Origin of the sequence: Cupriavidus sp. 2SB, from assembly GCF_005503625.1 — a bacterium.
Lineage (GTDB): Bacteria > Pseudomonadota > Gammaproteobacteria > Burkholderiales > Burkholderiaceae > Cupriavidus.
In genome coordinates this window covers 91,743-115,625 of record NZ_SCMX01000008.1, presented here as the reverse complement: position 1 = coordinate 115,625, position 23,883 = coordinate 91,743, and the positions used below count along the sequence as shown (strand labels likewise).

The 23,883-nt window shown below is 64.6% G+C and carries 23 protein-coding genes; 4 read left to right on the top strand and 19 right to left on the bottom strand.

Going from position 1 to position 23,883, the window contains the following annotated elements:
• Positions 1 to 4: 4 nt before the first annotated feature.
• Complete coding sequence (gene radA / locus FFS21_RS06110; protein WP_137924019.1) at positions 5 to 1,372, bottom strand: DNA repair protein RadA; 1,368 nt, start codon at positions 1,370 to 1,372, stop codon at positions 5 to 7.
• A gap of 38 nt (positions 1,373 to 1,410) precedes the next feature.
• Entirely contained in the window at positions 1,411 to 2,526 is a 1,116-nt protein-coding gene (gene alr, locus FFS21_RS06105) for an alanine racemase (RefSeq protein WP_137924018.1), read from the bottom strand.
• Between the two features lie 455 nt (positions 2,527 to 2,981).
• On the opposite strand from alr, the gene lplT reads away from it, so the two are divergent.
• Positions 2,982 to 4,301 (top strand): lysophospholipid transporter LplT, encoded by a 1,320-nt coding sequence (lplT, locus tag FFS21_RS06100; protein ID WP_137924036.1) that lies wholly within the window; start codon positions 2,982 to 2,984, stop codon positions 4,299 to 4,301.
• Between the two features lie 64 nt (positions 4,302 to 4,365).
• Here lplT and FFS21_RS06095 read toward each other — a convergent pair whose 3' ends face one another.
• The 4 genes from FFS21_RS06095 to tsaB are packed head-to-tail and all read right to left on the bottom strand — an operon-like array spanning position 4,366 to position 7,667.
• Positions 4,366 to 5,451 carry a DUF1853 family protein gene (locus FFS21_RS06095; RefSeq protein ID WP_137924017.1) on the bottom strand — a complete coding sequence of 362 codons (1,086 nt, stop codon included), beginning with the start codon at positions 5,449 to 5,451 and terminating at the stop codon, positions 4,366 to 4,368.
• Positions 5,432 to 6,346, bottom strand: a complete 915-nt coding sequence (locus tag FFS21_RS06090) for a uracil-DNA glycosylase (RefSeq protein WP_137924016.1) — start codon at positions 6,344 to 6,346, stop codon at positions 5,432 to 5,434. The genes FFS21_RS06095 and FFS21_RS06090 overlap by 20 nt, the downstream gene beginning before the upstream one ends.
• Positions 6,343 to 6,903, bottom strand: coding sequence for a ribosomal protein S18-alanine N-acetyltransferase (rimI, locus tag FFS21_RS06085; RefSeq protein WP_137924015.1), 561 nt, complete (start codon positions 6,901 to 6,903; stop codon positions 6,343 to 6,345). The genes FFS21_RS06090 and rimI overlap by 4 nt, the downstream gene beginning before the upstream one ends.
• A complete protein-coding gene (gene tsaB, locus FFS21_RS06080) occupies positions 6,900 to 7,667 on the bottom strand; it encodes a tRNA (adenosine(37)-N6)-threonylcarbamoyltransferase complex dimerization subunit type 1 TsaB (RefSeq protein WP_137924014.1) in 768 nt (255 codons plus the stop codon). The genes rimI and tsaB overlap by 4 nt, the downstream gene beginning before the upstream one ends.
• Before the next feature lie 196 nt (positions 7,668 to 7,863).
• On the opposite strand from tsaB, the gene FFS21_RS06075 reads away from it, so the two are divergent.
• Positions 7,864 to 8,133: an acyl-CoA-binding protein gene (locus FFS21_RS06075; RefSeq protein ID WP_137924013.1), complete on the top strand. Its 270-nt coding sequence runs from the start codon at positions 7,864 to 7,866 to the stop codon at positions 8,131 to 8,133.
• Here FFS21_RS06075 and FFS21_RS06070 read toward each other — a convergent pair.
• The 4 genes from FFS21_RS06070 to FFS21_RS06055 form a co-directional block, all read right to left on the bottom strand.
• Entirely contained in the window at positions 8,130 to 9,608 is a 1,479-nt protein-coding gene (locus tag FFS21_RS06070) for a DHA2 family efflux MFS transporter permease subunit (protein WP_171020331.1), read from the bottom strand. The two genes, FFS21_RS06075 and FFS21_RS06070, sit on opposite strands and share 4 nt — an antisense overlap.
• 65 nt (positions 9,609 to 9,673) lie before the next feature.
• Positions 9,674 to 10,144, bottom strand: a complete 471-nt coding sequence (locus tag FFS21_RS06065) for an SRPBCC family protein (RefSeq protein ID WP_137924035.1) — start codon at positions 10,142 to 10,144, stop codon at positions 9,674 to 9,676.
• 225 nt (positions 10,145 to 10,369) lie between these two features.
• The gene (gene aceB / locus FFS21_RS06060) at positions 10,370 to 11,953 is read right to left on the bottom strand and encodes a malate synthase A (protein ID WP_137924011.1); all 1,584 of its coding nucleotides are present in this window, start codon (positions 11,951 to 11,953) and stop codon (positions 10,370 to 10,372) included.
• Positions 11,954 to 11,996: 43 nt separating this feature from the next.
• Positions 11,997 to 12,698: a haloacid dehalogenase type II gene (locus FFS21_RS06055; RefSeq protein ID WP_137924010.1), complete on the bottom strand. Its 702-nt coding sequence runs from the start codon at positions 12,696 to 12,698 to the stop codon at positions 11,997 to 11,999.
• A gap of 84 nt (positions 12,699 to 12,782) precedes the next feature.
• Between FFS21_RS06055 and FFS21_RS06050 the strand changes: the two genes are divergently transcribed.
• Together FFS21_RS06050 and FFS21_RS06045 are read left to right on the top strand one after the other, a co-directional pair.
• Positions 12,783 to 13,811, top strand: a complete 1,029-nt coding sequence (locus FFS21_RS06050; RefSeq protein WP_370459282.1) for a LysR family transcriptional regulator — start codon at positions 12,783 to 12,785, stop codon at positions 13,809 to 13,811.
• Positions 13,812 to 13,948: 137 nt separating this feature from the next.
• Positions 13,949 to 14,383: a universal stress protein gene (locus FFS21_RS06045; RefSeq protein ID WP_137924008.1), complete on the top strand. Its 435-nt coding sequence runs from the start codon at positions 13,949 to 13,951 to the stop codon at positions 14,381 to 14,383.
• Positions 14,384 to 14,645: 262 nt separating this feature from the next.
• Here FFS21_RS06045 and aceA read toward each other — a convergent pair whose 3' ends face one another.
• The 9 genes from aceA to cysT form a co-directional block, all read right to left on the bottom strand.
• Complete coding sequence (aceA, locus tag FFS21_RS06040; RefSeq protein ID WP_137924007.1) at positions 14,646 to 15,947, bottom strand: isocitrate lyase; 1,302 nt, start codon at positions 15,945 to 15,947, stop codon at positions 14,646 to 14,648.
• Between the two features lie 252 nt (positions 15,948 to 16,199).
• Positions 16,200 to 17,141 carry an alpha/beta fold hydrolase gene (locus tag FFS21_RS06035; RefSeq protein ID WP_137924006.1) on the bottom strand — a complete coding sequence of 314 codons (942 nt, stop codon included), beginning with the start codon at positions 17,139 to 17,141 and terminating at the stop codon, positions 16,200 to 16,202.
• Positions 17,142 to 17,219: 78 nt separating this feature from the next.
• A complete protein-coding gene (locus tag FFS21_RS06030; protein WP_137924005.1) occupies positions 17,220 to 17,642 on the bottom strand; it encodes a gamma-glutamylcyclotransferase family protein in 423 nt (140 codons plus the stop codon).
• Between the two features lie 89 nt (positions 17,643 to 17,731).
• Positions 17,732 to 18,553 carry a LytR/AlgR family response regulator transcription factor gene (locus FFS21_RS06025; protein WP_137924004.1) on the bottom strand — a complete coding sequence of 274 codons (822 nt, stop codon included), beginning with the start codon at positions 18,551 to 18,553 and terminating at the stop codon, positions 17,732 to 17,734.
• A 32-nt stretch (positions 18,554 to 18,585) separates the two neighbouring features.
• Entirely contained in the window at positions 18,586 to 19,743 is a 1,158-nt protein-coding gene (locus FFS21_RS06020; RefSeq protein WP_137924003.1) for a sensor histidine kinase, read from the bottom strand.
• Positions 19,744 to 20,011: 268 nt separating this feature from the next.
• Positions 20,012 to 20,959, bottom strand: coding sequence for a CysB family HTH-type transcriptional regulator (locus FFS21_RS06015; protein WP_137924002.1), 948 nt, complete (start codon positions 20,957 to 20,959; stop codon positions 20,012 to 20,014).
• A complete protein-coding gene (locus FFS21_RS06010) occupies positions 20,956 to 22,059 on the bottom strand; it encodes a sulfate/molybdate ABC transporter ATP-binding protein (RefSeq protein ID WP_137924001.1) in 1,104 nt (367 codons plus the stop codon). Before FFS21_RS06010 ends, FFS21_RS06015 begins: the two co-directional genes overlap by 4 nt.
• A complete protein-coding gene (gene cysW / locus FFS21_RS06005; RefSeq protein WP_137924000.1) occupies positions 22,056 to 22,931 on the bottom strand; it encodes a sulfate ABC transporter permease subunit CysW in 876 nt (291 codons plus the stop codon). The genes FFS21_RS06010 and cysW overlap by 4 nt, the downstream gene beginning before the upstream one ends.
• A 1-nt stretch (position 22,932) precedes the next feature.
• On the bottom strand, positions 22,933 to 23,871 hold the full coding sequence (gene cysT / locus FFS21_RS06000; protein ID WP_137923999.1) for a sulfate ABC transporter permease subunit CysT: 939 nt from the start codon (positions 23,869 to 23,871) through the stop codon (positions 22,933 to 22,935).
• Between the last annotated feature and the right edge of the window lie 12 nt (positions 23,872 to 23,883).

The window sequence follows — 23,883 nt, the reverse complement described above, 5'->3', positions numbered from 1 at the left end:
AGACTCAGTCAAAATGCCGCACCCGGTCGATGGCCTGCTCCAGCCGGTCCACCGCGATCACCTCGATCCCCTCGATCGGCTGCTTCGGGGCATTGGCTTTCGGAATCACGGCCATCGTAAAGCCCAGCTTCGCCGCTTCCTTGAGACGCTCCTGACCGCGTGGGCTGGGCCGGATCTCACCCGCCAGACCCACTTCGCCAAACACCACCAGCCCGCGCGGCAGTGGCTTGTTGCGCATCGACGAATGGATCGACAGCAGCACGGCCAGGTCGGCTGCCGGCTCGGTGATCTTGACCCCGCCCACCGCGTTCAGGAATACGTCCTGGTCGAAGCACGCCACGCCCGCGTGACGGTGCAGCACGGCCAGCAGCATCGCCAGCCGGTTCTGCTCCAGGCCCACGGCCAGCCGGCGCGGATTGGGCACGTTGGCCGTATCCACTAACGCCTGCACCTCCACCAGCAAGGGTCGCGTACCCTCCTGCGTCACCAGCACGCAGGAGCCGGCCACCTGCTCTTCATGCTGCGACAAAAATAGCGCCGACGGGTTGCTGATGCCGCGCAGTCCGCGCTCGGTCATCGCAAACACGCCAAGTTCGTTGACTGCGCCGAACCGGTTCTTGAAGGCACGGATCAGCCGGTGCGACGAATGGGTATCGCCCTCGAAGTACAACACCGTATCGACGATGTGCTCCAGCACGCGGGGGCCGGCCAGGCTGCCCTCCTTGGTCACGTGCCCCACGAGGATGATCGTGATGCCCGTGCTCTTGGCGATGCGCGTCAGTTGCGCCGCGCATTCGCGCACCTGGGCCACCGAGCCCGGCGCCGAGGTCAGCGCCTCCGAGTACAGCGTCTGGATGGAGTCGATCACGGCCACATCAGGCTTGTCGGCATCGAGCGCCGCCTGGATCTTCTCCAGCTGGATCTCGGCCAGCAGGCCCAGCGACGCCGCTTCCACGCCCAGCCGCTGCGCCCGCAAGGCGATCTGGGCGCCCGATTCCTCGCCGCTCACATACAGCACGCGCTTGCTGGCCGACAGGTTGGCCAGCGCCTGCAGCAACAGCGTGGACTTCCCAATGCCGGGATCACCGCCGATCAGCACCACCCCGCCGGAGACCAATCCGCCCCCGAGCACGCGGTCGAACTCGTCGATTCCCGATGAGAAACGCGGCACATCTGCTGCCTCGATCTCGCTGAGCTTGCGCACCACGGCCGATGCTGCCAGCGGCTGGAAACGCCGCGCGGTCGAGGAACCTGTCTCGGCCACGCTCTCCACGAGCGTGTTCCACGCATTGCACTGCGGGCACTGGCCCGCCCAGCGCGGCGTGGTGCCGCCGCACTCGGTACAGCTATAAACGGTCTTCGCTTTTGCCATCTGCAAATCGATACGAAAGGAGGCGGGACGGTACGGGATCAGCCGTGGCTGACAGGATCGGCGGTGGTCAGCATGGCCACCGTGGTCGGCACCCGCAGCGCGAGTGCGCACATGAGTTCGTACCCGACGGTGCCCGCAGCGGCGGCCACATCGTCGATCGGCAGGCCGTGGCCCCAGAGCGTGACCGGCGCGCCGACCTTTGCCTTGGGGCAAGGCGTGAGGTCCACGCAGATCATGTCCATCGACACCCGGCCCACAAGTTCCGTGCGCACACCATCTACCAGCACTGGCGCACGTCGCTCGCCCCAGCCGGACGCGTGGCGCGGATAGCCATCGGCATAGCCACAGGCCACCACGCCAATCCGCATCGCGCGGTCCGCCGTGAACATCGAACCGTAGCCAACCGTATCGCCGGGCTGCAAATCCTGGATGCCGATCAGTTCGCTATGCAGCGACATGGCCGGCTGCAAACCCGTCTCGGCGATATCGGCCGACAGACCGGTTGGCGACGCGCCATACAGGATCACGCCAGGGCGCACCCAGTTGCGGTGCGCCGATGGGTGCCACAGCACCGCTGCAGAGTTGGACAGCGACGCCTCGCCCGGCAGGTTGGCCGTGGCGGCCTCGAATGCTTCGATCTGGTGCGCAATCCCGCGCGGGCTGTCCGCGTCCGAGAAATGCGTCATGTGATCGATACTTCCCAAAAAAGACATTGTCCGCGCCCGCTCCCAGGCGGCACGGTACTGCGCCGGCCGGAAGCCAAGGCGGTTCATCCCGGTGTTCAGCTTGAGTTGGATGGCCAGCGGCCCCTTGGGCCGGGCCTGCTCCAGCATCCGCAATTGTTCCTCGCAATGCACGGCAGTGGTCAGGCGGTATTGCTCGATCAGGGGAACATCTTGCGGCTGGAAGAATCCCTCCAGAAGCAGGATGGGTCCCTGCCAGCCGAGTTCGCGCAGCAAAACGGCTTCGTTGAGGTCGAGCAGGCCGAAGCCGTCGGTGCCTTTCAGGCCCGCGAAGGCGCGGCGGATGCCGTGCCCGTAGGCATTGGCCTTGACCACGGCCCATACGCGGGAGTTGGGCGCATGGCGGCGCACCACTTCGAGGTTGTTGGCCAGCGCTGGCTGGTGGATGACGGCGTGAATGGGTCTTGGCATGGATGTAGCACTTTGCCGGCCGCCGATCGGGGAAACCCGGTCGGCATCCTGGCGGAATGGGGCGTTACTGAGGCTGGCACCGTGCAGCGGCAGGCATTCCGGACGCTCCGGAGGTGCAGGACCGCGCAGCCGTGGCCACGTAGCGCAGGCGATATTTGAACACATCGGGAACCTCGCGTCGGGGAAACCATCCGTGGATGTACTGTCCAATACGCGTCCCGCAATGTGCTGAAATGTCGTTGTTTCGTGATATAAAGCCGGACGCTCCGGCCATGTTTTGAAAGAGATGCAATATGTCAATGACTGTGAGGCAAGCTGCACGACGCGTGCGGACCAAGCCGCCGACCCAGTTTGACAAGGCCGGCGCGACAGGTTCCCTGCAAGCTGTGGCGCTGCCGGCCGGCGCGCTTTTGCCCGTCCACACGGATATCCGCGATGGAGACAAAGTTCAAGGTATGAAGAAGGGTTTCTACACAATCATGGCCGCGCAGTTTTTCTCGTCGCTGGCCGACAATGCCTTGCTCATCGCAGCCATTGCCCTTCTCACCGAGTTGCATTCCCCGCAGTGGATGACCCCGCTGCTCAAGCTGTTCTTCGTGTTGTCCTATGTGGTGCTGGCTGCATTCGTGGGCGCCTTTGCCGATTCGATGCCCAAGGGCAAGGTGATGCTGATCACCAACTCGATCAAGATCGTCGGCTGCGCCATCATGATGTTCGGACTGCATCCGCTGCTGGCCTATGGCATCGTCGGATTCGGCGCGGCGGCATACTCACCCGCCAAGTACGGCATCCTCACCGAACTGCTCCCCCCCGAAAAACTCGTGATGGCCAACGGCTGGATCGAGGGCCTCACGGTCGGCTCGATCATTCTCGGCACCGTCGTGGGCGGCGCGCTGATCTCGGTCCACCTGTCGTCTATCCTGCTGAGCTGGGACCTCCCCTTCATCGACACCGGCATCACCACCCCCGCCGAAGCGGCGATGGTGGTGATCATGTTCTTCTATCTGATCGCGGCGGTCTTCAACTTCTTCATTCCGGACACCGGCGCCCGCTATCCCCAGCAGGAAAAGAACCCCATCAAGCTGATTGCCGAGTTCGGCGACTGCTTTATCGCCTTGTGGCGCGACAAGCTGGGCCAGATCTCGCTGGCCGTGACCACGCTGTTCTGGGGCGTGGGCGCCACGCTGCAGTTCATCGTGCTCAAGTGGGCCGAGAAGTCGCTGGGCCTGAATCTCTCGCAGGGCGCACTGCTGCAGGCCGTGGTGGCCGTGGGTGTGGCCGTGGGTGCCATCGCGGCTGCCGCACGCATTCCGCTGCGCCGCTCGCTGTCAGTACTGCCGTTCGGGGTGGCCATGGGCGCCACCGTCATGCTGATGGCGTTCTATACCAAGGACACCATGCCGGCCGTCACGCTTGACGTGCTGGGCATGGCGATGCCGCTACACATGGCCATCGCCTACGTATTCCTGGCCATCGTGGGTGCCATGTCGGGCTACTTCGTGGTGCCGATGAACGCGCTGCTGCAACACCGCGGACACGTGCTGCTGTCCGCCGGCCATTCGATTGCCGTACAGAATTTCAATGAGAACGTGTCGGTGCTGCTGATGCTGTGCCTGTACGCACTGTTGATCAAGCTCAATGTGCCGATCGGCTTCGTCATCGTGGCGCTGGGGTTGTTCATCTGCGCGACCATGGCGCTGGTGATGCGCCTGCACAAGCACAACGTGAAGGTCTACAACTCGCTGGCGATGATCGGCGAAGACAAGCATCACTGACCACGCCGCTTGCGTTGGTCAGCAACAAAAAAGCCGCCTGCAGCATCTGCCCAGGCGGCTTTTTCTATGGACGGGTGGCTCGCAGCGCCGCCCTCGCCTCCCAATCTGGCGGCACGACAAATCCGCGCGACCGCTCCACCCAGACGCCAGGCTCGTTCACCGCCGGTTCCAGTTCGCAGATCATCACTGGCGCCTCGCGGCGCCACACCTGCTCCGGATCGGCAAAGCGCCGCGCCAGCGTGTCGCGCAACGTGGCGGCGTCCTCGGTGCCAGCCTCGCTCACACGTGCCCCACACAGCCAGTCCACGCGCGGCAGGCGGCACCAGCGGGTGGTGCCATGATCCTGCGCGGCGGCGCGCGCATACCAGGCATCGAGCGTGGACCACCAGCCATGCAGATGATCGGGCGCAATTCCGAGCGATGCGAGTCCCGGCGGCAGCACCCCGTCGCGATAGAACAGCCAGCCCAGCAGATAGATTTCGCTACGGTTCACGGGAGCACCGACCAGCGCCTCGGCCTCGGTTGTCCGGCCCAGCGGCAACTGACGCCGCACGATGTGATCGAGTTTGTCGCCCAGACGGTCTACCAAGTTCGGCCCCACGAACGCGCGACGGTCCGCCACGCCATCGACCATCAGGTAGAACTTGGCTGCCATCTCCCAATGCACGACCTGGTCCTGTGCAGGGTCCCGCCAGATCAGGTCGAGTTCGCCAAGGGTCTGGATGCCATGCCCGTTGGCACGGCGGATCGGCACATTGGCCGACATCAGCGTCATGCCCGGTGCGTGCTGAAGCGCGAAATGCAGCAACCGCTCGGCATGCCGGCCCAGCCGGAGGCTGCGGCTGCCCGTGGGGTCAGGGTGCCCGCTCAGTTCTGCGATGGTCTCGGGGAGCGTACCGGGATCGGCATAACCGAGCCATGCCTGCCAGGCTGCGCGAGCTCCAGCCGGCCACTGCGCCAGCCGGGCAACTTCGCGATGGTATTCATCAGGTAGCGCCGACAACAGCGGCGGCGATAACGTACACCACGCCAGGTCTCGCGTACGCTGCGACGGGGCGGTGCGCCAGAGCGGCACGCGTGCATCGGCACCGGTCGGCACGGTGCCGCCCGGCGTGCCCGGTTGCACGAGATCAGGCTTGAGCTCCCGCACGATGGTGTACCTCGCGGGCCAGGCACAGGTCCTCCCAGGCGCGAGCCTTGTCGGTCAATGTGCGTAGCAGATAGGCCGGGTGATAGGTCACCACGACCGGGATGCCTTCATAGGCGTAGACGGTGTTTCGCAGCTTGCCGATCGGCGTATCCGACCGCAGCAAAGTCTGCGCGGCAAAGCGTCCCAGCACGACGATCACCTTCGGCTTGAGCAACGCGATCTGGCGCTTCAGGTGCGGCTCGCAGAGGGCCACCTCGTCCGGCTCGGGATTGCGGTTGCCGGGCGGCCGGCACTTGAGCACGTTGGCGATGTAGACGTTGCGGTCGCGCGCCAGTCCCAGCGCGCCGAGCATGTTGTCGAGCAGCTTGCCCGCCTGGCCGACGAACGGCTCGCCCTGCAGATCCTCGTTCTCGCCAGGCGCCTCGCCAACGAACATCCACTCGGCCTGCTGGTCCCCCACGCCAAACACGGTGTTGGTGCGCGTGTTGCACAGCCCGCAGGCCGTGCAGTTGGCCACGCTCTCGGCCAGCGCGGGCCAGTCCATCGCGGCGATGGCGGCTTCTCGATCGGTCTGGGCTTGCGGGTCGGCGGAAGGTTGTCGTACCGGACGCGGCGCTGCTTCGCCGGGGGCATCGAACGCCTCGATGGTTTCGGCGAGGTCGGCGGGTTCCGGGGCGGTATCGATTGGGGCATCGAGGACGGCATCGCGCGCGAGATCGGCGGCTGCCATTACCGCCACGGTCTCGCGGACAATCACTTGGGGTGGCAGCTCAGGCAGCACCACATCGGCTTCGACAACGGTCTCGCTGTCGGCTTCCGTTGCGGACACGGCATTGCGTGGCACCCATTCCACAGGGATGCCCAGCGCTTCGAGGAACAGCGCGCGGCGCGTCATGCCGACTCTCCTTCCGCGCCTTCCGACCACATGCGGCGCAGCACCAGTGCATCCTCGCGGCCCAGCGCCGTGGCCGGGTAGTACCCCTTGCGGCGCCCGATCTCGACGAAACCGGCTTCCACGTAGAGCGCCAGCGCGCCGAGATTCGACGGCCGCACTTCGAGCAGCATCGTATGGAGATTGCTGTCGTGCGTGGTGGCCAGCGCGATGGCCAGCAGCAGCCGGCCCAGGCCCTGGCGTTGGCGGGCGGGATCGACGGTGATGTTCAGCAGATGCATCTCGTCGACCACCGGCATCAGCATCGCGTAGCCGACCAGCGTATTCGAAGGGTCGCGTAGCGTCAGCCCGCGGTGGCCCGCCTTGAGAGAATTCTCAAAATTCCCGCGTGTCCACGGATGGGAGTAAGCGCGCAGTTCGATCTCGGCCACGGCTTGCAGGTCGCGCGCGGTCATGTGGTCCAGCGCCCAGCCGGGAGAAAGCGTCGGCATGGCGGGAATCGTCGGCCATGACGGCTGCAGCGGACGATCCGCCGGATCGGGCAGCATCGCGGCGCTCATGGTGCGCCTCCTCCGGCCGCTTGGGCGGCCTTGAGCTTTTCGGCTTTCTCGGCAGCCACGACCGCGCGCTCGGCGATCGTCTGGGCCACCTTGTCGCGCACGTAGATCGGCATGGCCTCGGCCGCGTCGATGGTCTCGCCCCGGGCGAGCGCCCGCAGGCCGATGGCTACCATGGCCCGCGCGTCGGGCATGGCCTCGGGCAACACGCGGCTGGCCTGCGCGGCCACGTCAAGCCGCTCGCCGAACACGGCCGCACCGTTACCGGCCAGCCAGAACTCGCCGTCGGGCCGCACGATAGCTTCCGGCGCGCCCACACCCATGGCACCCGTCATCGACCATTCGCCCGCCTTCCACTGGAAACACGCCGAATAGGCTTCGTCCATGCGCGCATCGAGCGCCACGAGGACCGAGACATCAGCCGGCATCGGCATGGCGCCACGCGCACTTTCGGCACACGCCATCAGGACGTTGACGGGAATCACGGGCAGTTCGGCACCGAAGGCCAGCCCTTGCGCCACGCCACAAGCGGTACGCAGGCCAGTGAACGAGCCGGGGCCGGCGCCAAAGGCAATCGCGGCACAGTCGGCCAGCTTGATACCAGCCTCGGCCAGCACCTCGGCGGCAGCCGGCAACACCCGCGACGACGAGCGCGCGCCGGTGTGCTCATGACGGGAAAAACACTCGAGGGCGCCGTCAGCGGCGGCGCGCCCGAGAGCGACGGAACACCACTCTGTGGAGGTCTCTACAGCAAGGATCCAGGACATGGCAGCGATTGTAATCGCTGTCGGGGGGAAGCTGCATGGGAGGCAGGCGCGTGTTCCGCGAGATCCTTGCCACCGCGCCGATCCGCACATCGCCGCCTTCAGAACCGAAGCCTCCCTCTTATTTTCTTGTCTGAAACGGGCGCGGCTTGGCGATATCATCGGCCACTGCTATCGATACCCCTAACTGGAGACCCCCATGAGCGACCTGCAAGCCCGTTTCGACCAGGCCCAACTCGACGTCAAGACGCTGTCCGAGCGTCCCAACAACATGACGCTGCTGCGCCTGTACGCGCTGTACAAGCAAGGTGCCGAGGGCGATGCGCACGGCGACAAGCCGGGCATGACCGATTTCGTTGGCCGCTACAAATTCGAGGCGTGGGAAGCCCTGAAGGGCACCAGCCAGGATGACGCCAGGCAGAAGTACGTCGAACTGGTTGGAGACCTGCTGGCTGGCAAGGAAAGTTAAGCCGTCGACCCGCCCTCACCCAGCGCGGGTTTTGGCCTGATTCGCCACGCCGCGAGAATCGCCGTGGCAATGACGAGTCCTACCGCCAGGAAGGTCTCGTCGAAGGCATGAATACGGGCCGCTTCGGCGGCCGCACCGCCGCCGGCCGTCAGATCGGCGCCGTGGTGGCCCAGGCGCCATTGCAGCCCTACCCCGGCCAGGCTCACGCCGATGGCACCGCCCAGTTGCCGCACGAAGTTGATGCAGCTCGATCCCTGCGCAATCAGCGAGAAATCCACGCCGCGCATCGACCCGAGTGTCAGCGAAGGCAGGATGCACCCCAGCCCGATTCGCCCAATCACCGCATACAGCACCAGCAGCACGTAAGGCGTGGCCAGCGATCCGGTCGCCATCAGCAGGAACGAACCCGCGAGCAGCGCCAGTCCGAACGAGACCTGCCGATGCGGCAGGATGCGGTTGGTCAGCCGGCCCGCAATGGCAATGGTCACGGCCAGCGCAATGCCCGCGGGCATCAGCACCAGACCTGCCGCAGAAGGCGTATAGGCCAGCGCGGTCTGCATGTAGACCGGCAGCAGGTACGTCGAGCCGAACAGCCCCGCCCCGTAGATAAACGCCACCACGGCGCCGGCCGAGAACTGGCGATAGCTGTAGAGCCGCATGTTCATCAGTGGATCCGGTGCGCGCAGTTGCCACGCCACGAAGCCGACCAACATCACCACGCCGAAGCCGGACAGCATCAGGCCCGCCGTCAGGTCATTGCGCAGTTCCACCACGCCGTTGAGCAGGCTGACCGTCGCCACGCCGACCAGCGCCAGCCCTCGCCAGTCCAGCGGCTTGCGCTCGCCCATCATCGACGAGTCCACGGCCATGTAACGCCGCGCCATCCAGAGGCCGGCCAGTGTCAGCGGCACCACCACGAAGAAGATCGAGCGCCAGCCGAACAGTTCTACGAGGAAGCCGCCCAGGCTAGGCCCGATGGCCGGCGCCAGCACCACGCCGAAGCCGAATAGCGACAGCGCCTTGCCTTGCTCGCGTTCCTCGAAGAAGCGCAGGATGAAAATATTGGGCAGCGGCTGAAGAATGCCGGCTGCGATGCCCTCGGCCACGCGCATCGCCAGCATGACACCGAAGGTCGGAGAGAATCCGCCGATCAGGCCCCCGGCGCCGAGCAGGATCAGCGTGCCGATGAACGTGCGGCGCAGGCCGTAGCGATTCAGCAGCCACGGCGTCAGCAGCATCGACAGCGTCATGGCAATCATGAAGCTGGCGGCCACCCACTGGGCGCGCTCCTGCCCCAGCGTGAAATGTCGGCTGAGGTCGGGAATGGCGACGTTGACGATGGTCGACGACACGATGGAAGACATCGTGCCGAGCATCAACGTCATCAGGATCAGCCAACGCAGGCGCGGACCATAGCGGGCGCGCAGCTCGGCGCGCGTGGGTCCGCCGCGTGGCGGCTCGGATTCACCACCCATGCCGCCGCTCCCTCCTCCGTTTGCATCCCCGCTGCCGGTACGTGCCGGCGCAGTGGATGGGCCGCTCACCCGAGTTGCCCCGTGGCGGCAATCTCGCGAATCTTGCGAACGGTGTCGAGGTCGGCCTCGTGATAGGCAGACTTCACGATCTCGGCGTAGCGGTCGTCGCCCATGGCATCCACATTGGGCATGGTCGTTTCGTAGATGAAGCGCACCAGCAACGCGACGGGCGTCGGGGTTTCGATGATCATCGAGAGCGAACCGCCTGCGTGTTCGGCGGTGGGCTTGGTTTCGTAACGCACCATGCGGCGCGGCTCGAATACCACGCGGTCGCGAATATTGGCCTGGCCGAAATGCAGCACGCGCTCGATCCAGCCTTCGCCCCGCTCGGTGACTTCCGCGCGGTCCAGGCCCAGCACGAACAGCTCGGGCGATTCGGCCCGCAGCACAAGCCCCTGCCAGAGTTGATCCGCCGAGAGCGGCTCCAGGCCAGGGTTGTTGGGGTCATTGATCTCAACCAGATGCTCGAAACGCAACTTCACTCTCCCAAATCGTAGTTCTCCGTATTATGCGGGTTTCGAGCGGGGGATGTGGTGGCGGTTGGGCTGTCTGGCTCCCCTCTCCCATGAAATGGGAGAGGGGTTGCAGGAGAGGGCTGGAGGGTCTGCTTGCCGACCACATCGCAAGTTGTACCGCTTGCCCTCACCCCCTGCCCCTCTCCCGCAAGCGGGAGAGGGGAGCAAACCGACAGAGATTGTCGATCAGACCTCTTCGTACAGCGGCAGCGTCAGGAACTCTGCAAAATCTTCCGACGTCGACATCTGTTCGAAGATCTGGGCGGCGCGGTCGTAGGTGGGGCCGGTGCCGGCCACTTCCTTGACCTTTGCCAGTTCTTCCGGAATCAGCGCGCGCACCAGTTCGGCGGTGACCTTGCGGCCATCTTCGAGCTTGCCCTTCGGCGAGCGGATCCACTGCCACACCTGCGAGCGCGAGATCTCTGCGGTAGCGGCGTCTTCCATCAGGTTGTGGATCGGCACGCAGCCGTTACCGGCCAGCCAGGCGCCCAGGTAATGGATGCCCACGTTGATGTTCATGCGCAGGCCGTGCTCGGTGATCGGCGTTTCGGGCTGGAAGTTCAGCAGGTCTGCCGCCTTCACTTCCACGTCCATGCGTTGCTTGCCGAACTGGTTGGGCTTGTCACCCAGCACATCCACGAACTCCTTCATGGCCGGTGCCACCAGGCCCGGGTGAGCCACCCAGCCGCCGTCGTAGCCGTCCGTGGCATCGCGACGCTTGTCGCTGATGATGCCTTCCATGGCGATGGCGTTCTTCTCCGGATCGTTCTTGATCGGGATCAGCGCGCTCATGCCGCCGATGGCCGGTGCACCGCGCTTGTGGCAGGTCTTCAGCAGCAGCAGTGCGTACGAGCGCATGAACGGCGCGGTCATCGTCACCTTGGCGCGGTCGGCCAGGCAGAAGTTCTTGTCCACCTTGAACTTCTTGATGCACGAGAAGATGTAGTCCCAACGGCCAGCGTTCAGGCCAGCGCTGTGGTCGCGCAGTTCGTACAGGATTTCTTCCATTTCGAACGCGGCCAGGATCGTTTCGATCAGCACCGTGGCCTTGACCGTACCTTGCGGCAGACCCACTTCCTTCTGCGCCATCACGAAGATGTCGTTCCAGAGGCGGGCTTCCAGATGGCTTTCCATCTTCGGCAGGTAGAAGAACGGGCCATCGCCGCGTGCGAGCTGCTCCTTCGCGTTGTGGAACAGGAACAGCGCGAAGTCGAAGATGCCGCCCGAGATGCGCTTGCCGTCGATGGTGACGTGCTTCTCTTCCAGGTGCCAGCCGCGCGGACGCACTTGCAGCGTGGCGATCTTGTCGTTCAGCTTGTAGTGCTTGCCGTTGCTGTCCAGCGTCAGCGTGCGGCGCACGGCAGCCTTCAGGTTGACCTGACCCTGCATCTGGTTGTGCCAGTTCGGGGTGTTCGAATCCTCGAAGTCGGTCATGTAGCTGTCAGCGCCCGAGTTGAAGGCGTTGATCACCATCTTGGCTTCGACCGGACCCGTGATTTCCACGCGGCGGCATTCCAGTGCCGGCGGCACCGGGGCCACTTGCCAGTCGCCTTCACGGATGTTCTTCGTTTCCGGCAGGAAGTCGGGGATTTCGCCGGCATCGAGGCGCTTGGCGCGCTCGACGCGCGCAGCCAGCAGTTCCTGGCGGCGCGGCTCGAAGGCGCGGTGCAGCTTGTCCACCAGGGCCAGGGCTTCCGGCGTGAGGATGTCTTCGTAGGCCGGCAGGATCTCGCCGGTAATCTTCATGCCCGCGGGCAGCGTGATAGCCATCAGTCTTCTCCTGTATGCGATGGTGATCGAGGGTTGGCCTGGCTCAGACCGTCACGCCAGCGGCAGTGACAAAGTCGAGCAGGTCGTTCATGTCGTGCCCGGTGCCGGTGGGCGCCACGTCGAGGCGCTCCGCCGGGTGTCCGGCACGGTTAATCCAGAAAGTGGTGTAGCCAAACCAGGTGGCGCCGCATGCGTCCCAGCAGTTCGACGACACAAACAAAATCTCGCTGGCCGGCAGGTTGAATGCCTGCGGACCGAGCGCATACGCTGCCGGCGCGGTCTTGTACTGGCGCACCGCATCCACCGACAGCACGTGGTCGAACAAGCCGTGCATACCTGCGCTCTTGACCGCGATGTCGAGCATCTGCGGATTGCCGTTGGACAGGATGCCCAGCGGCAGCTCCGCACGGCGCAGGCGCTTGAGCACGCTCAGATTCTCGGGGAATGCCGAGAGGCATGCGTACTCCTTGAGCATCTGCGCCTCGGTGGCCTCGTCGAGCTTCAAGCCCAGCCGATCCGCCGCATAGCGCAACGCGTCGATCGTGATGTCCCAGAACGGCTTGTAACGCGCCCCGTCCGGTGCGGCCAGCGAACGCAGGCGCGTGTAGTCGATCTGCCGTTCGCGCCAAAGCAGCGCCAGGGCCTCGCCCTTGCCCGGGAACAGTTGCTCCGCGCGCGCCGTGACGGAATACACGTCGAACAGCGTGCCGTAGGCATCGAAAACGACTGCGCGAATCTTGTTCATCGAAGGACTGAGTCAGCCTGTACACGTTTGAATGCAGTGCATTGTAGAGAGACGCTGCAGTGCGGCAAAGTCGGACCGGGTCACTTGATCTTTTACTTTTCCGCTACTAATCTTGGCCATCCTCATCAAGACTCGTATATCAGCGAGCTAACAATCGTGGATCATTTCAAGCAGCTCGAGACTTTTGTATCGGTAGCGTCACGTGGCAGCCTCTCTGCCGCCGCTGCCGCCGAAGGCGTGGCACCAGCGATCATCGGCCGCCGCATCGACGCGCTCGAAGAGCGTCTCGGCGTCAAGCTTCTGGTCCGCACCACCCGCAAGATCACGCTCACCTTCGAAGGCTCGGCCTTCCTCGAAGACTGCCAACGCATCCTGAACGACCTGCACAATGCCGAGGCCAGCGTCTCGGCCGGTGGCGTCAAGGCCAGTGGCCACCTGCGCGTGACGGCTCCGGCGGGCTTCGGCCGCAAGCACGTGGCGCCGCTGGTGCCGCTGTTCATCGAATCCCACCCGGACGTCACCCTGACGCTCGATCTTTCCGACCGCGTGGTCGACCTCGTCAACGAAGGGTTCGACTGCGCCATCCGCCTCGGCGACCTGCCCGATTCCAGCCTCGTCTCCATCCGGCTGGCCGAGAACCGCCGCGTCGTGGTGGCCTCGCCCGAATATCTGGCCCGCGCTGGCACGCCGCAACTGCCCGAAGACCTGTCGCGCCACAACTGCCTGGCCTTCGGCGCCAGCGCCAACGTGCAGCGCGGCTGGGTCTTCCAGCAGGATGGCCGCGCCGTCACCGTCAAGGTGGGCGGAACCATGGAATGCACCGACGGCGCCGTGCTTCACGCCTGGTGCCTGCAGGGCCACGGTCTGGCGTGGCGCTCCTGGTGGGAAGTTGGCCAGGAAATCGTCAGCGGCCACCTCGTGACCGTGCTCGACGAATTCCAGGCGCCACCCATCGGCATCCACGCCGTCTTCCCGCAGCGCAAGCACCTGCCGCTGCGCGTGCGTCTGTTCATCGACCATCTCAAGAACACCTACGGCAACCCCGCCTACTGGCGCCGCGCGGAACAGGCGCCGACCAGTGCCGCCGCCGAAGTGCACGCGGTGGTTGCCTGAACCACGTTTTAAATGCGTGCGCAATCGCATTTTCTTGATAAATGGCAATGACGCAGACTGCACACTGACTACAATCGAATCACACAGGCACGCACTGATCGCCTGCTTCCCCGTCCACTCGCGCAAGGAGGTCCGGTATGTTCAAGCACATCCTGTTACCCACCGACGGTTCGGAACTGTCGAAAAAAGCCATCGACGGTGGCCTGGAACTGGCCAAGGCCATTGGCGCACGCGTTACCGCCTACGTCTGCCTGGAGGAGTATCCGTATACGCCCTTCAGCGAGATCGTGGTCGAGGCCCCGCAAGCGTTCAAGGAACGCATCGAGAACCAGGCACGGCTCTACCTGAAGGAAATCGAAAGCGCCGCCGTGGCCGATGGCCTGCCCTTCGACGCCGACATGAGCACCTTCGCAGTGCCCTACCTCGGCATCATCGACGCGGCGGAGCGTCATGGCTGCGACGTGATCTTCATGGCGTCGCACGGCCGGCGCGGGCTATCGGGCCTGCTGCTCGGCAGCGAGACCCAGAAAGTCCTGACGCATACGGATATTCCAGTGATTGTTTATCGGTAACTGCACGCTTCACGAGACATCAGAAAAACGAAGCGCAGCGGTGCTGGCTAGGCGCCGCTGCCGCAGACAGTACAAACGGTACGGCGCGGCAGCGGCAACGGCAACGACGCCAGCATCGTTTTTATGATGTCTCGTAAAAAACCCGCGTCGGGGTTGCCGACGCGGGGCCAAACCAAGCGGCACGATGGTCGCGCGCCGCTTCCCGAATTACCCTTCTCTCTCCTGCTTTCCCCTTCCTCTCCCTGCCTTCCTGCCTAATTCGTCAGGCCACCTTCTTGTCTTCAAAGAACTGCTCGTCCTCGGTCGATCCCTTCAATGCGGTGGTCGATGACTGGCCGCCTTCGATGGTCTGCGTCACGGCGTCGAAGTAACCGGTGCCCACTTCGCGCTGGTGCTTGACGGCGGTGAAGCCCTTCTCGGCGGCGGCGAATTCCGACTCCTGCAACTCCACGAACGCCGACATCTGGTGGCGGGCGTAGCCGTACGCCAGATTGAACATCGAGTAGTTCAGCGAGTGGAAGCCAGCCAGCGTGATGAACTGGAACTTGTAGCCCATCGCACCCAGTTCGCGCTGGAACTTGGCGATGGTGGCATCGTCGAGGTTCTTCTTCCAGTTGAACGACGGCGAGCAGTTGTAGGCCAGCATCTTGCCCGGGAATTTCGCATGCACCGCATCGGCAAATTTCTTGGCGAACTCCAGGTCTGGCTTGCCGGTTTCGCACCAGACGAGGTCCGCCACTTCGGCGTAGGCCAGCGCGCGGGCGATCGACTGATCGATACCCGGCCTGGTGCGGTAGAACCCTTCCACGGTGCGCTCGCCGGTCAGGAACGGCTGGTCGCGCTCGTCCACGTCCGAGGTCAGCAGATCGGCCGCCTCGGCATCGGTACGGGCAATGACGAGGGTCGGCACGCCCGAGACATCGGCAGCCAGTCGCGCGGCGGTCAGCTTGGCCACGGCTTCGCGGGTGGGCACCAGCACCTTGCCGCCCATGTGGCCGCACTTCTTCACCGACGCCAGTTGATCTTCGAAGTGGACGCCTGCCGCGCCGGCTTCGATCATCGACTTCATCAGTTCGAACGCGTTGAGCACCCCGCCGAAACCGGCTTCGGCATCGGCCACGATCGGCGCAAAGAAATCGGTGTCGCCCTTGCCTTCGCTCCACTGAATTTGATCGGCGCGCTGGAACGTGTTGTTGATGCGCTTGACGACCATCGGCACCGAGTTGGCCGGATACAGCGACTGGTCGGGATACATCTCGCCAGCGAGATTGGCGTCGCCAGCCACTTGCCAGCCCGACAGGTAGATGGCCTTGAGACCCGCCTTCACCTGCTGCATGGCCTGATTACCGGTGAGCGCGCCGAGCGTATTGACGAACGGTTCGGTATTCAGCAAGTGCCAGAGTTTTTCGGCACCACGGCGGGCCAGCGTGTGCTCGATCTGGACGGAGCCGCGCAGTCGCACCACGTCCTCGGCAGTGAAATGACGTTGCACACCCTTCCAGCGCGGGTTCGTGTCCCAATCCTTCTGCAGGGCTTCGATCTGTTGTTGGCGCGACGACGTCATGTTCACTCTCCTGGGGGACGACCCTGGCGCCATCGTTTGCGGCGTCTCAGGTCATGTGTCTTATATAAGAGTGTAGGGAAGGCTTCCGCGTCGCAACAAGCCTCCCGTGCGTTTTCGCACAGGGAAAATAACTGCGTAGATTCAACGACTTACCGATGTAATTTCACGATGCGGCAAGCGCTCTTTCATGATGAGAAATGGCGCTTGTGCTACGCACCCATGTATTCCTGCAGACCAAAACATCATTCCACATCATGAAATTTTGGCAGCCTCAGAGGTCACGCGGGCGCGCTCCAGTGCGGGGGATGCCGGCGCGCCGCCGATATGGTCAACGAACTCCCCCACCATGGCCGCCATGCGCTGCGGTTGAGCCAGGGGGAGCCAGTGGTGGGCGTCGATCTGGCGGCGCCACAGTTGCGCGACCCATCGCCCAAGATCCTCGGTCAATGCGGGTCTGACGTAACGGTCCCGCGTGGGCACGATGACCTGGATCGGCGCATGCGGCCGGCGATCCCTCGGCGCGCGCAGCCGCGCGCGGAAATTGGCGCGATACAGGCGCAGGCCCTGCACCCCATCGGCGGTCTGCGTGGGGTTGGCGGCAGTGTGGAGCCCTTCGGTCATGCGTAGCCACGTGGGCCAGTGGCGGCCGAGCCAGAGCCGCCAGTGCCATTCGGGCAGCTTCGGAATATGGAAGAAAACGATGTACCAGGACGCCAGCGCCTGCCGCAGGGTGGCCGTCCATTGGCCCTTTTGGCGGCGCCCGCCTTGCCGCAGCGACTGCGCCGCGTAATCGAGACTCGGCCCCGAACATGAGGTGAACGACGCGATGCGCCCGTACAGTCGCGGATCGGTCACGAACTCCCAGCCCTGGATCGATCCCCAGTCGTGCCCGACCAGATGCACCGGGCGATTGGGCGAGACGGCATCGATCACCGCGATGAAATCGTCGGCCAGCCGCTCCAGCCGATAGTCGGCGACGTTCGGCGGTGCATCCGATGCACCGGCGCCGCGCACGTCATAGGCAATCACATGAAAGCGCGCGGCCAGCTCCTGCGCCACAGCCTGCCAGACATGGCGGTTGTCCGGATAGCCGTGGACCAGCACGACCACCGGCTGCGCGGGATCGCCCCAGGCCGAAGCCTCCAGACGGAGGGTGCCGGTATCGATGCGGAAACGGATGGGGATGAAGGCCATGGTCTCGACGGAAAGGAATGTCGGGAGCCATGCTAACGCCGCTGCAACGTGTGCACCGGCGTTTGAAACGAGGAAGTTTCAGGCTGCGGCTGCGGACGTGTCGCGTGCCTGTCGGTAAGCCACCCAGTCGCCGCTGTCGATACGCGCGAGGCCGGCTACGGCGGACTCGGCTACGGGATACAGCAGGCAGTCGGTGGCGACGCCGTTCAGCTTCACCACGCGAGATTCGCGGATGAACAGCGTGGCCTGACCGGGATACACCTCTTCGATTTCGTCGAGTACGGGCAGCAGCGTTTCGGGGATGTCGTAGATGTCACCGAAGACCGGGCCAGCGACAGGATCAAGCACGAGACCGGGATAGGTGCCGAAGTCATGGAGCCGCCCTGCCACGCTGCCCGTACCGAGCAAGGTCGGGGGTTCGATGCCGTGGCGTTCGGCAGCACGATTCAGATCGTTGACCTCGCCGGCACGGAGCGTGCCGTAGACGAATACGCGGGGCATGGAGGCTTCCTGGGTGGATGGATGGTGGGATTTTAGCTCCCCTCTCCCGGAGGGAGAGGGGAGAACACCCAGAGGCAAAATAAACATCCCTACATCTGCTTGAACAAATGCGCATACTGCCGCGCCACCGGCAGCGATTCCGGTCGATCACGCAGTTTCAGCGACAGCCGTCCCAGCGACTGATTCACCGCGCTCGCCACGCAATCGATGTTCACCACCGTTCCACGATGGATCTGCCAGAAGCGGTCCGGATCAAGCTGCTGCGTGAGTTCACGCAGGCTCGTGCGGATCAGTGCTTCGCCGCTGGTGGATACCACATTGACGTACTTGTCGGTGGCGGCGAGGTAGACCACTTCGTCCACCGGAATGATGCGTACCTCCTGCCCCACCAGCGCCTTGATGAACCGCAGGTACTGGCCACGTGCCGCAGCGGGACGCTCCAGCGATTCCAGCCGATGTAACAGTTGCGCGAGCCGGTCCGCATCGACCATCGTGCCGATGTCGGTGGTCGAAGCCTCCTCGTCTTCTTCAACCGCCTTGGCGGCCAGCCTTGCCTTGAGCCGATCCACCGTGGCTTCCAGCCGCTCGTGCTGCACCGGCTTGAGTACGTAGTCCACCGCAGCACGTTCAAATGCTTCGAGCGCAAACTGGTCGTACGCGGTGACGAAGACCACCAGCGGCGGGCGGTCGAACTCGATCAATTCGCGGGCCACGTCCATGCCGCTCATGCCCGGCATGCGGATATCGAGGAAGGCTACATCGGGTTGGTGCTCGCGCGCGGCGTCGAGGGCGGACACGCCGTCGTGCACCACGGCGGAGATCGTGGCGTCAGGCCACAGGGCTTTCAGTTCGGCCTCGAGGACACGGGCGAGCAGCAATTCGTCGTCGGCGATCAGCAGGGTCGGGGACATGGACAAAAAGGGGGCGAAATCGAAGGGGACGATCAGGGCGTGGCCGGCGTCGCACCGGTGGGTGCGGCAGCACGACCCGCATGCGTGGCGCGCATCGGGGCAATGGTCGGCTCTGCGCTGCGTGTGAGCGGCAGCGTCAGCCGCACCACCACGCCGCGCGGCGTGTTCTCTTCCATCTGCATGGTCGCCGCGGCACCAAAGATCCGCGCCAGGCGTTCGCGCACATGAGTCAGGCCAAGGCCAGAACCACCCTTGCTGCCCTGGCTATGCGTAAAGCCCACACCAGTGTCCGAAATCACCACCTCCAGGTTGCCCTCCCCGGCTTCACGGGCGGACAGCACGATGTTGCCGCCACGCATGCAGGGCTCGATCCCATGCGTCACCGCGTTCTCCACCAGCGGCTGGATCAGCATCGGCGGAATCTCGGCATCGGCCAATGCCGGCGGCAGGTCGATACGATAGTCGAGCCGCGCACCGAAGCGCATGCCCTGGATATCGAGATAGCTGCGCAGCAGTTCGAACTCCTGCGCCAGCGTGCAATGCTCGGCACGGGTGTGTGACAGCGACATGCGCAGGAATCCGATCAGCCGCTGCAGCAACTGGCGTGCTGCGCGCGGATCGGTGGCGATCAGACCGTCGAGGTTGGCCAGCGAGTTGAACAGGAAGTGGGGTTCGATCTGCGCCTGCAGCGCCATCAACTGGGCGCGCACGAGCTGTTTCTCGGCTTCCTCGCGCTGCAGGGCGTCGAGCGCGGCCTGCCGTTCGAGGTAGGCCAGCTTCTCGCGCGACCAGTAGAAATAGATCATGCTCGCCGATGCCAGCATGCCGACGATCAGGCACATGCGCAGCATGTCGCCCGTGGCGGCGGCGTCTTTCACCGGCAGGTTCAGCACCACGCGCGTGGCCCAGCTTCCGGCCACCACGCCCAGCGGCACGGCCACCACGGCCAGGCACATGAACGGCCAGCGGCGCGGCCGGTCGTTCCACCAGATCAGCACGCGCGGAATATCGATGAGTACCCAGATGGCCAGCCCGATCAACTGGCTATAGACAAAGTTCTGCACCAGCGAGCCGCCGGTCTGGAACCCGTAATTCAGGCTGACCGCGATCACCGTGTTCATGCAGAGCACGAACAGCAGGTCTCGTGCCAGGATATTGAGCCGTGACGGCACCGCGCACGACATGCGCATGGGGTCTCTCCCTCCCTTGGTTCCAGCCAGCCGCGTGTCATTCTGTGATGCACTGCAGCACAGGCGGCCCCGTGCATCGGGCTAAACCAGAGGGCCGCGTCGAGTGGACTGTACGCCGGAGCGTGACGCGAGGAAAGAGTCGTGCGACGAAGGGGCGGCAACGGGCGCCAGAGGGCCCGGCCCGCGACCGAAGGGTCTGCTTATGACCCCCGGCAGACTCGTCAGACAAACGATCGTTTCAACGCCGCTTGCCTGACCGCCGGACAGATCACGCCTCCACGACCGCCCGGTTCGATGCCTCGGCCAGCGCCGTGGACACCGTGTCGCGCGACAGATGCGGTGCAAACATGTTGATGAACGCATGCGCGTAGCCGCGCAGGTAGGCGCCCCGCCGCACCGCAACACTGGTGGTGTTGGGCGAGAACAGATGGCCGGCCTCGATCTTCACCAGACCGGCGTCCTTGCGTTGGTCATAGGCCATCGACGCGATGATGCCCACGCCCAGGTCCAGCTCGGCGTAAGTCTTGATCACATCGGCATCCATGGCGGTCAGTACGATCTCGGGCTGCAGTCCGGCTTCGGCAAAGGCGCCATCGATCTTGCGGCGGCCCGTGAAGCCGGCATCGTACGTGATGATCGGGAAATTGCTGAGGTCTTCGAGCGTGGGTTCGGGCAGGCGCGTCAGCGGATGCTCCGGCGACACCACAATCACGTGCTGCCAGCTATATGCCTCGAAGGAAGTCAGCCCGGCCTCGTTCGCCACGGCCTCGGTCGCGATGCCGATATCGGCCTGCCCCGTCAGCAACAATTCGACGATATGCGCGGGCGACGCCTCCTGCAGCGCCAGCGTCACATGGGGATACTCGCGGCGGAAGCTCTGCACTACCTTGGGCAAGGCGTAGCGTGCCTGCGTGTGGGTGGTGGCCACGGTCAGCCGGCCGGTATGTCGGCCAGCGAACTCGTCGCCGGCCTGCCGCAGGTTCTCCGCCTCCAGCAGCAGCCGCTCGACGATGCGCACGATCTCGCGGCCGGGTTCGGTCAGGCCGGTCAGACGCTTGCCATAGCGCTCGAAGATTTCCACACCGAGTTCTTCCTCAAGCTCGCGGATCTGGCGCGACACACCCGGCTGCGACGTGTACAGCGCGTTGGCGACTTCGGTCAGGTTGAACTGGCGGCGCACCGCCTCGCGGATCGATCGCAGTTGCTGGAAGTTCATTTCGCCGTTCCTTGTTCCTGTACTGCCTGCCCACGGTTGAAGACCCGCAACTGGCGCGGACGCACCGCCAGTAGTTCCCCTTCGCGGAAGCCCTGATGGCGGAAGCGTTCGAGCGGCAGCGCCACCTCGATCACATCCTGATTGTCCTCGCGCTCCAGTTCGAGCTGGGCCACCGGGCCCAGCGTCAGCGCGCGGCGCAGCGTGACGGCGATGCCGTCAGTACCCGGCGCATAGCGTTCGAGATCCAGGTCATGCGGCCGCACATAGGCCACCGCATCGCCAGCCGTCTCGTGGCCGCTGCCAATCACGGGCAGCACGGAGTCACCGGTGTGCAGCAGGCCGCCGCTATCGCCCACTTCCAGCCGGCCATGGAACAGGTTCACGTTGCCGAGGAAGCCGAACACGAACGGCGTGGCCGGATGGTTGTACACCGCTTCGGGCGTGCCGAACTGTTCGACGCTGCCCTTGTTCATCAACACGACCTGATCCGCCACTTCCAGCGCCTCTTCCTGGTCGTGCGTGACGAACACGCTGGTCACGTGCAGTTCGTCATGCAGGCGGCGCAGCCAGCGGCGCAGTTCCTTGCGCACCTTGGCGTCAAGCGCGCCGAACGGTTCGTCGAGCAGCAGCACGCGCGGCTCCACGGCCAGCGCGCGGGCCAGTGCAATCCGCTGACGCTGGCCACCAGACAACTGCGCCGGGTAGCGGTCGCCGAGCCAGTCCAGTTGCACCAGTTGCAGCAGCGACTTCACCTTCTCCTGAATCTTCGCTTCCGACGGACGCTCGTTACGCGGTTTCACGCGCAGGCCGAACGCCACGTTCTCGAACACGGTCATGTGCTTGAACAGCGCGTAGTGCTGGAACACAAAGCCCACGTTGCGCTGACGCACGTGCTGGGTGGAGGCATCCTGCCCGGACAGCACCACCTGTCCGGAGTCGGCACGTTCCAGGCCGGCGATGATGCGCAGCAGCGTGGTCTTGCCGCATCCGGACGGCCCCAGCAGCGCGGTCAGTTCACCTTCGGCGAAATCGAGCGAGACATCGTTGAGCGCCACGAAGTCGCCAAACTGCTTCTGTACGTTGCGGACCTGAATGCTCATGGTGCCTCCTGTTCCTTGCCGGCGCGGATTTCGACCAGCGTCTTGATACCCAGTGTGACCAATGCCAGCAGCGTCAGCAGGGACGCCACGGCGAACGCGGCCGCGAAGTTGTATTCGTTGTAGAGAATTTCCACGTGCAGCGGCATCGTGTTGGTCAGGCCGCGGATATGGCCCGAGACCACCGACACCGCGCCAAACTCGCCCATCGCCCGCGCGTTACACAGGATCACGCCGTACAGCAGGCCCCAGCGGATATTGGGCAGCGTCACGTGCCAGAAGGTCTGCCAGCCCGACGCGCCCAGCACGATGGCGGCTTCTTCTTCCTCGCTGCCCTGCGACTGCATCAGCGGAATCAGTTCGCGCGCCACGAACGGGAACGTGACGAAGATCGTGGCCAGCACGATGCCGGGCACCGCGTACAGGATCTTGATGTCGTGGGCTTCCAGCCACGGGCCGAACCAGCCCTGCGCGCCAAACATCAGCACGTAGATCAGACCCGAGATCACGGGCGACACCGAGAACGGCAGGTCGATCAGCGTGATCAGCAGGTTCTTGCCACGGAATTCAAACTTGGCGATGGCCCAGGCCGCCGCCACGCCGAACACGATGTTCAGCGGCACCGAGATGGCCGCCACCAGCAGCGTGAGCTGGATGGCGGAGACCGCGTCCGGCTCCACCAGTGCGGCCAGATAGGTGTCCACGCCCTTGCGCAGCGCTTCGTAGAACACCGAGGCCAGCGGGATGAACAGGAACAGGCCGAGGAACAGCACCGCAATCGTGATCAAGGTGTACTTCACCCAGGGCGACTCGGCAGTGGCTTCGCGCAGGTCAGCCGGGCTGCTTGCGCCAAGACGGGAAATTGCGCCGGCCATGTCAGTTCACCTCCGGGTTGCCATCGGGCAGTGCCGACGCACGCGCACCAGACTGGTGGCGGCGCGTCCACGCCTGCAGCAGGTTGATCAACAGCAGCAGCACGAACGAGATCACGAGCATCACCACGGCCACGGCGGTAGCACCCGCATAGTCATACTGTTCGAGCTTGGAATAAATCATCAGCGGCGCGATCTCGGACACCATCGGCATGTTTCCCGAGATGAAGACCACCGAGCCGTACTCGCCCGTGGCGCGGGCGAACGACAGCGCAAACCCGGTGAGCAGCGCGGGCAGGATGGCTGGCAGGATCACGCGGTAGAAGGTCTGCAGACGCGTGGCGCCCAGGCTGGCTGCCGCCTCCTCCAGTTCGCGCTCCACGTCTTCCAGCACGGGCTGCACGGTGCGCACCACAAACGGCAGGCCGATGAACGTCAGCGCCACCACGATGCCCAACGGGGTGAAGGCCACCTTGATGCCGAGCGGTTCGAGGTATCGGCCCAGCCAGCCGTTACCGGCGAACAGCGCGGTCAGCGCGATACCGGCCACGGCCGTAGGCAAGGCAAACGGCAGGTCAACCAATGCATCGATAAAGCGCTTGCCGAAGAAGCGGTAGCGCACCAGCACCCAGGCCACTATCAGGCCAAAGGCCGTGTTGATGATGGCCGCCACCAGCGAGGCGCCGAAGCTCAGTTCCAGGGAGGCCACGACGCGCGGGTTCGACACCGTTGTCCAGAACTGGTCCCACGTCATCGTGAACGTCTTGAGGAACGTGGCCGACAGCGGGATCAGGACGATCAACGTCAGGTAGAAAATCGTGAAACCCAGCGACAACCCGAAGCCGGGCAGCACCGTGAACCGCTGGGAGGCCGGAGCCAACCGCCTGGGCGCGTCTTGCACCGAGGGCGGCGGCGCATCCGACAGGGATATCGATGGGGGCATGTGTCTCGTCTA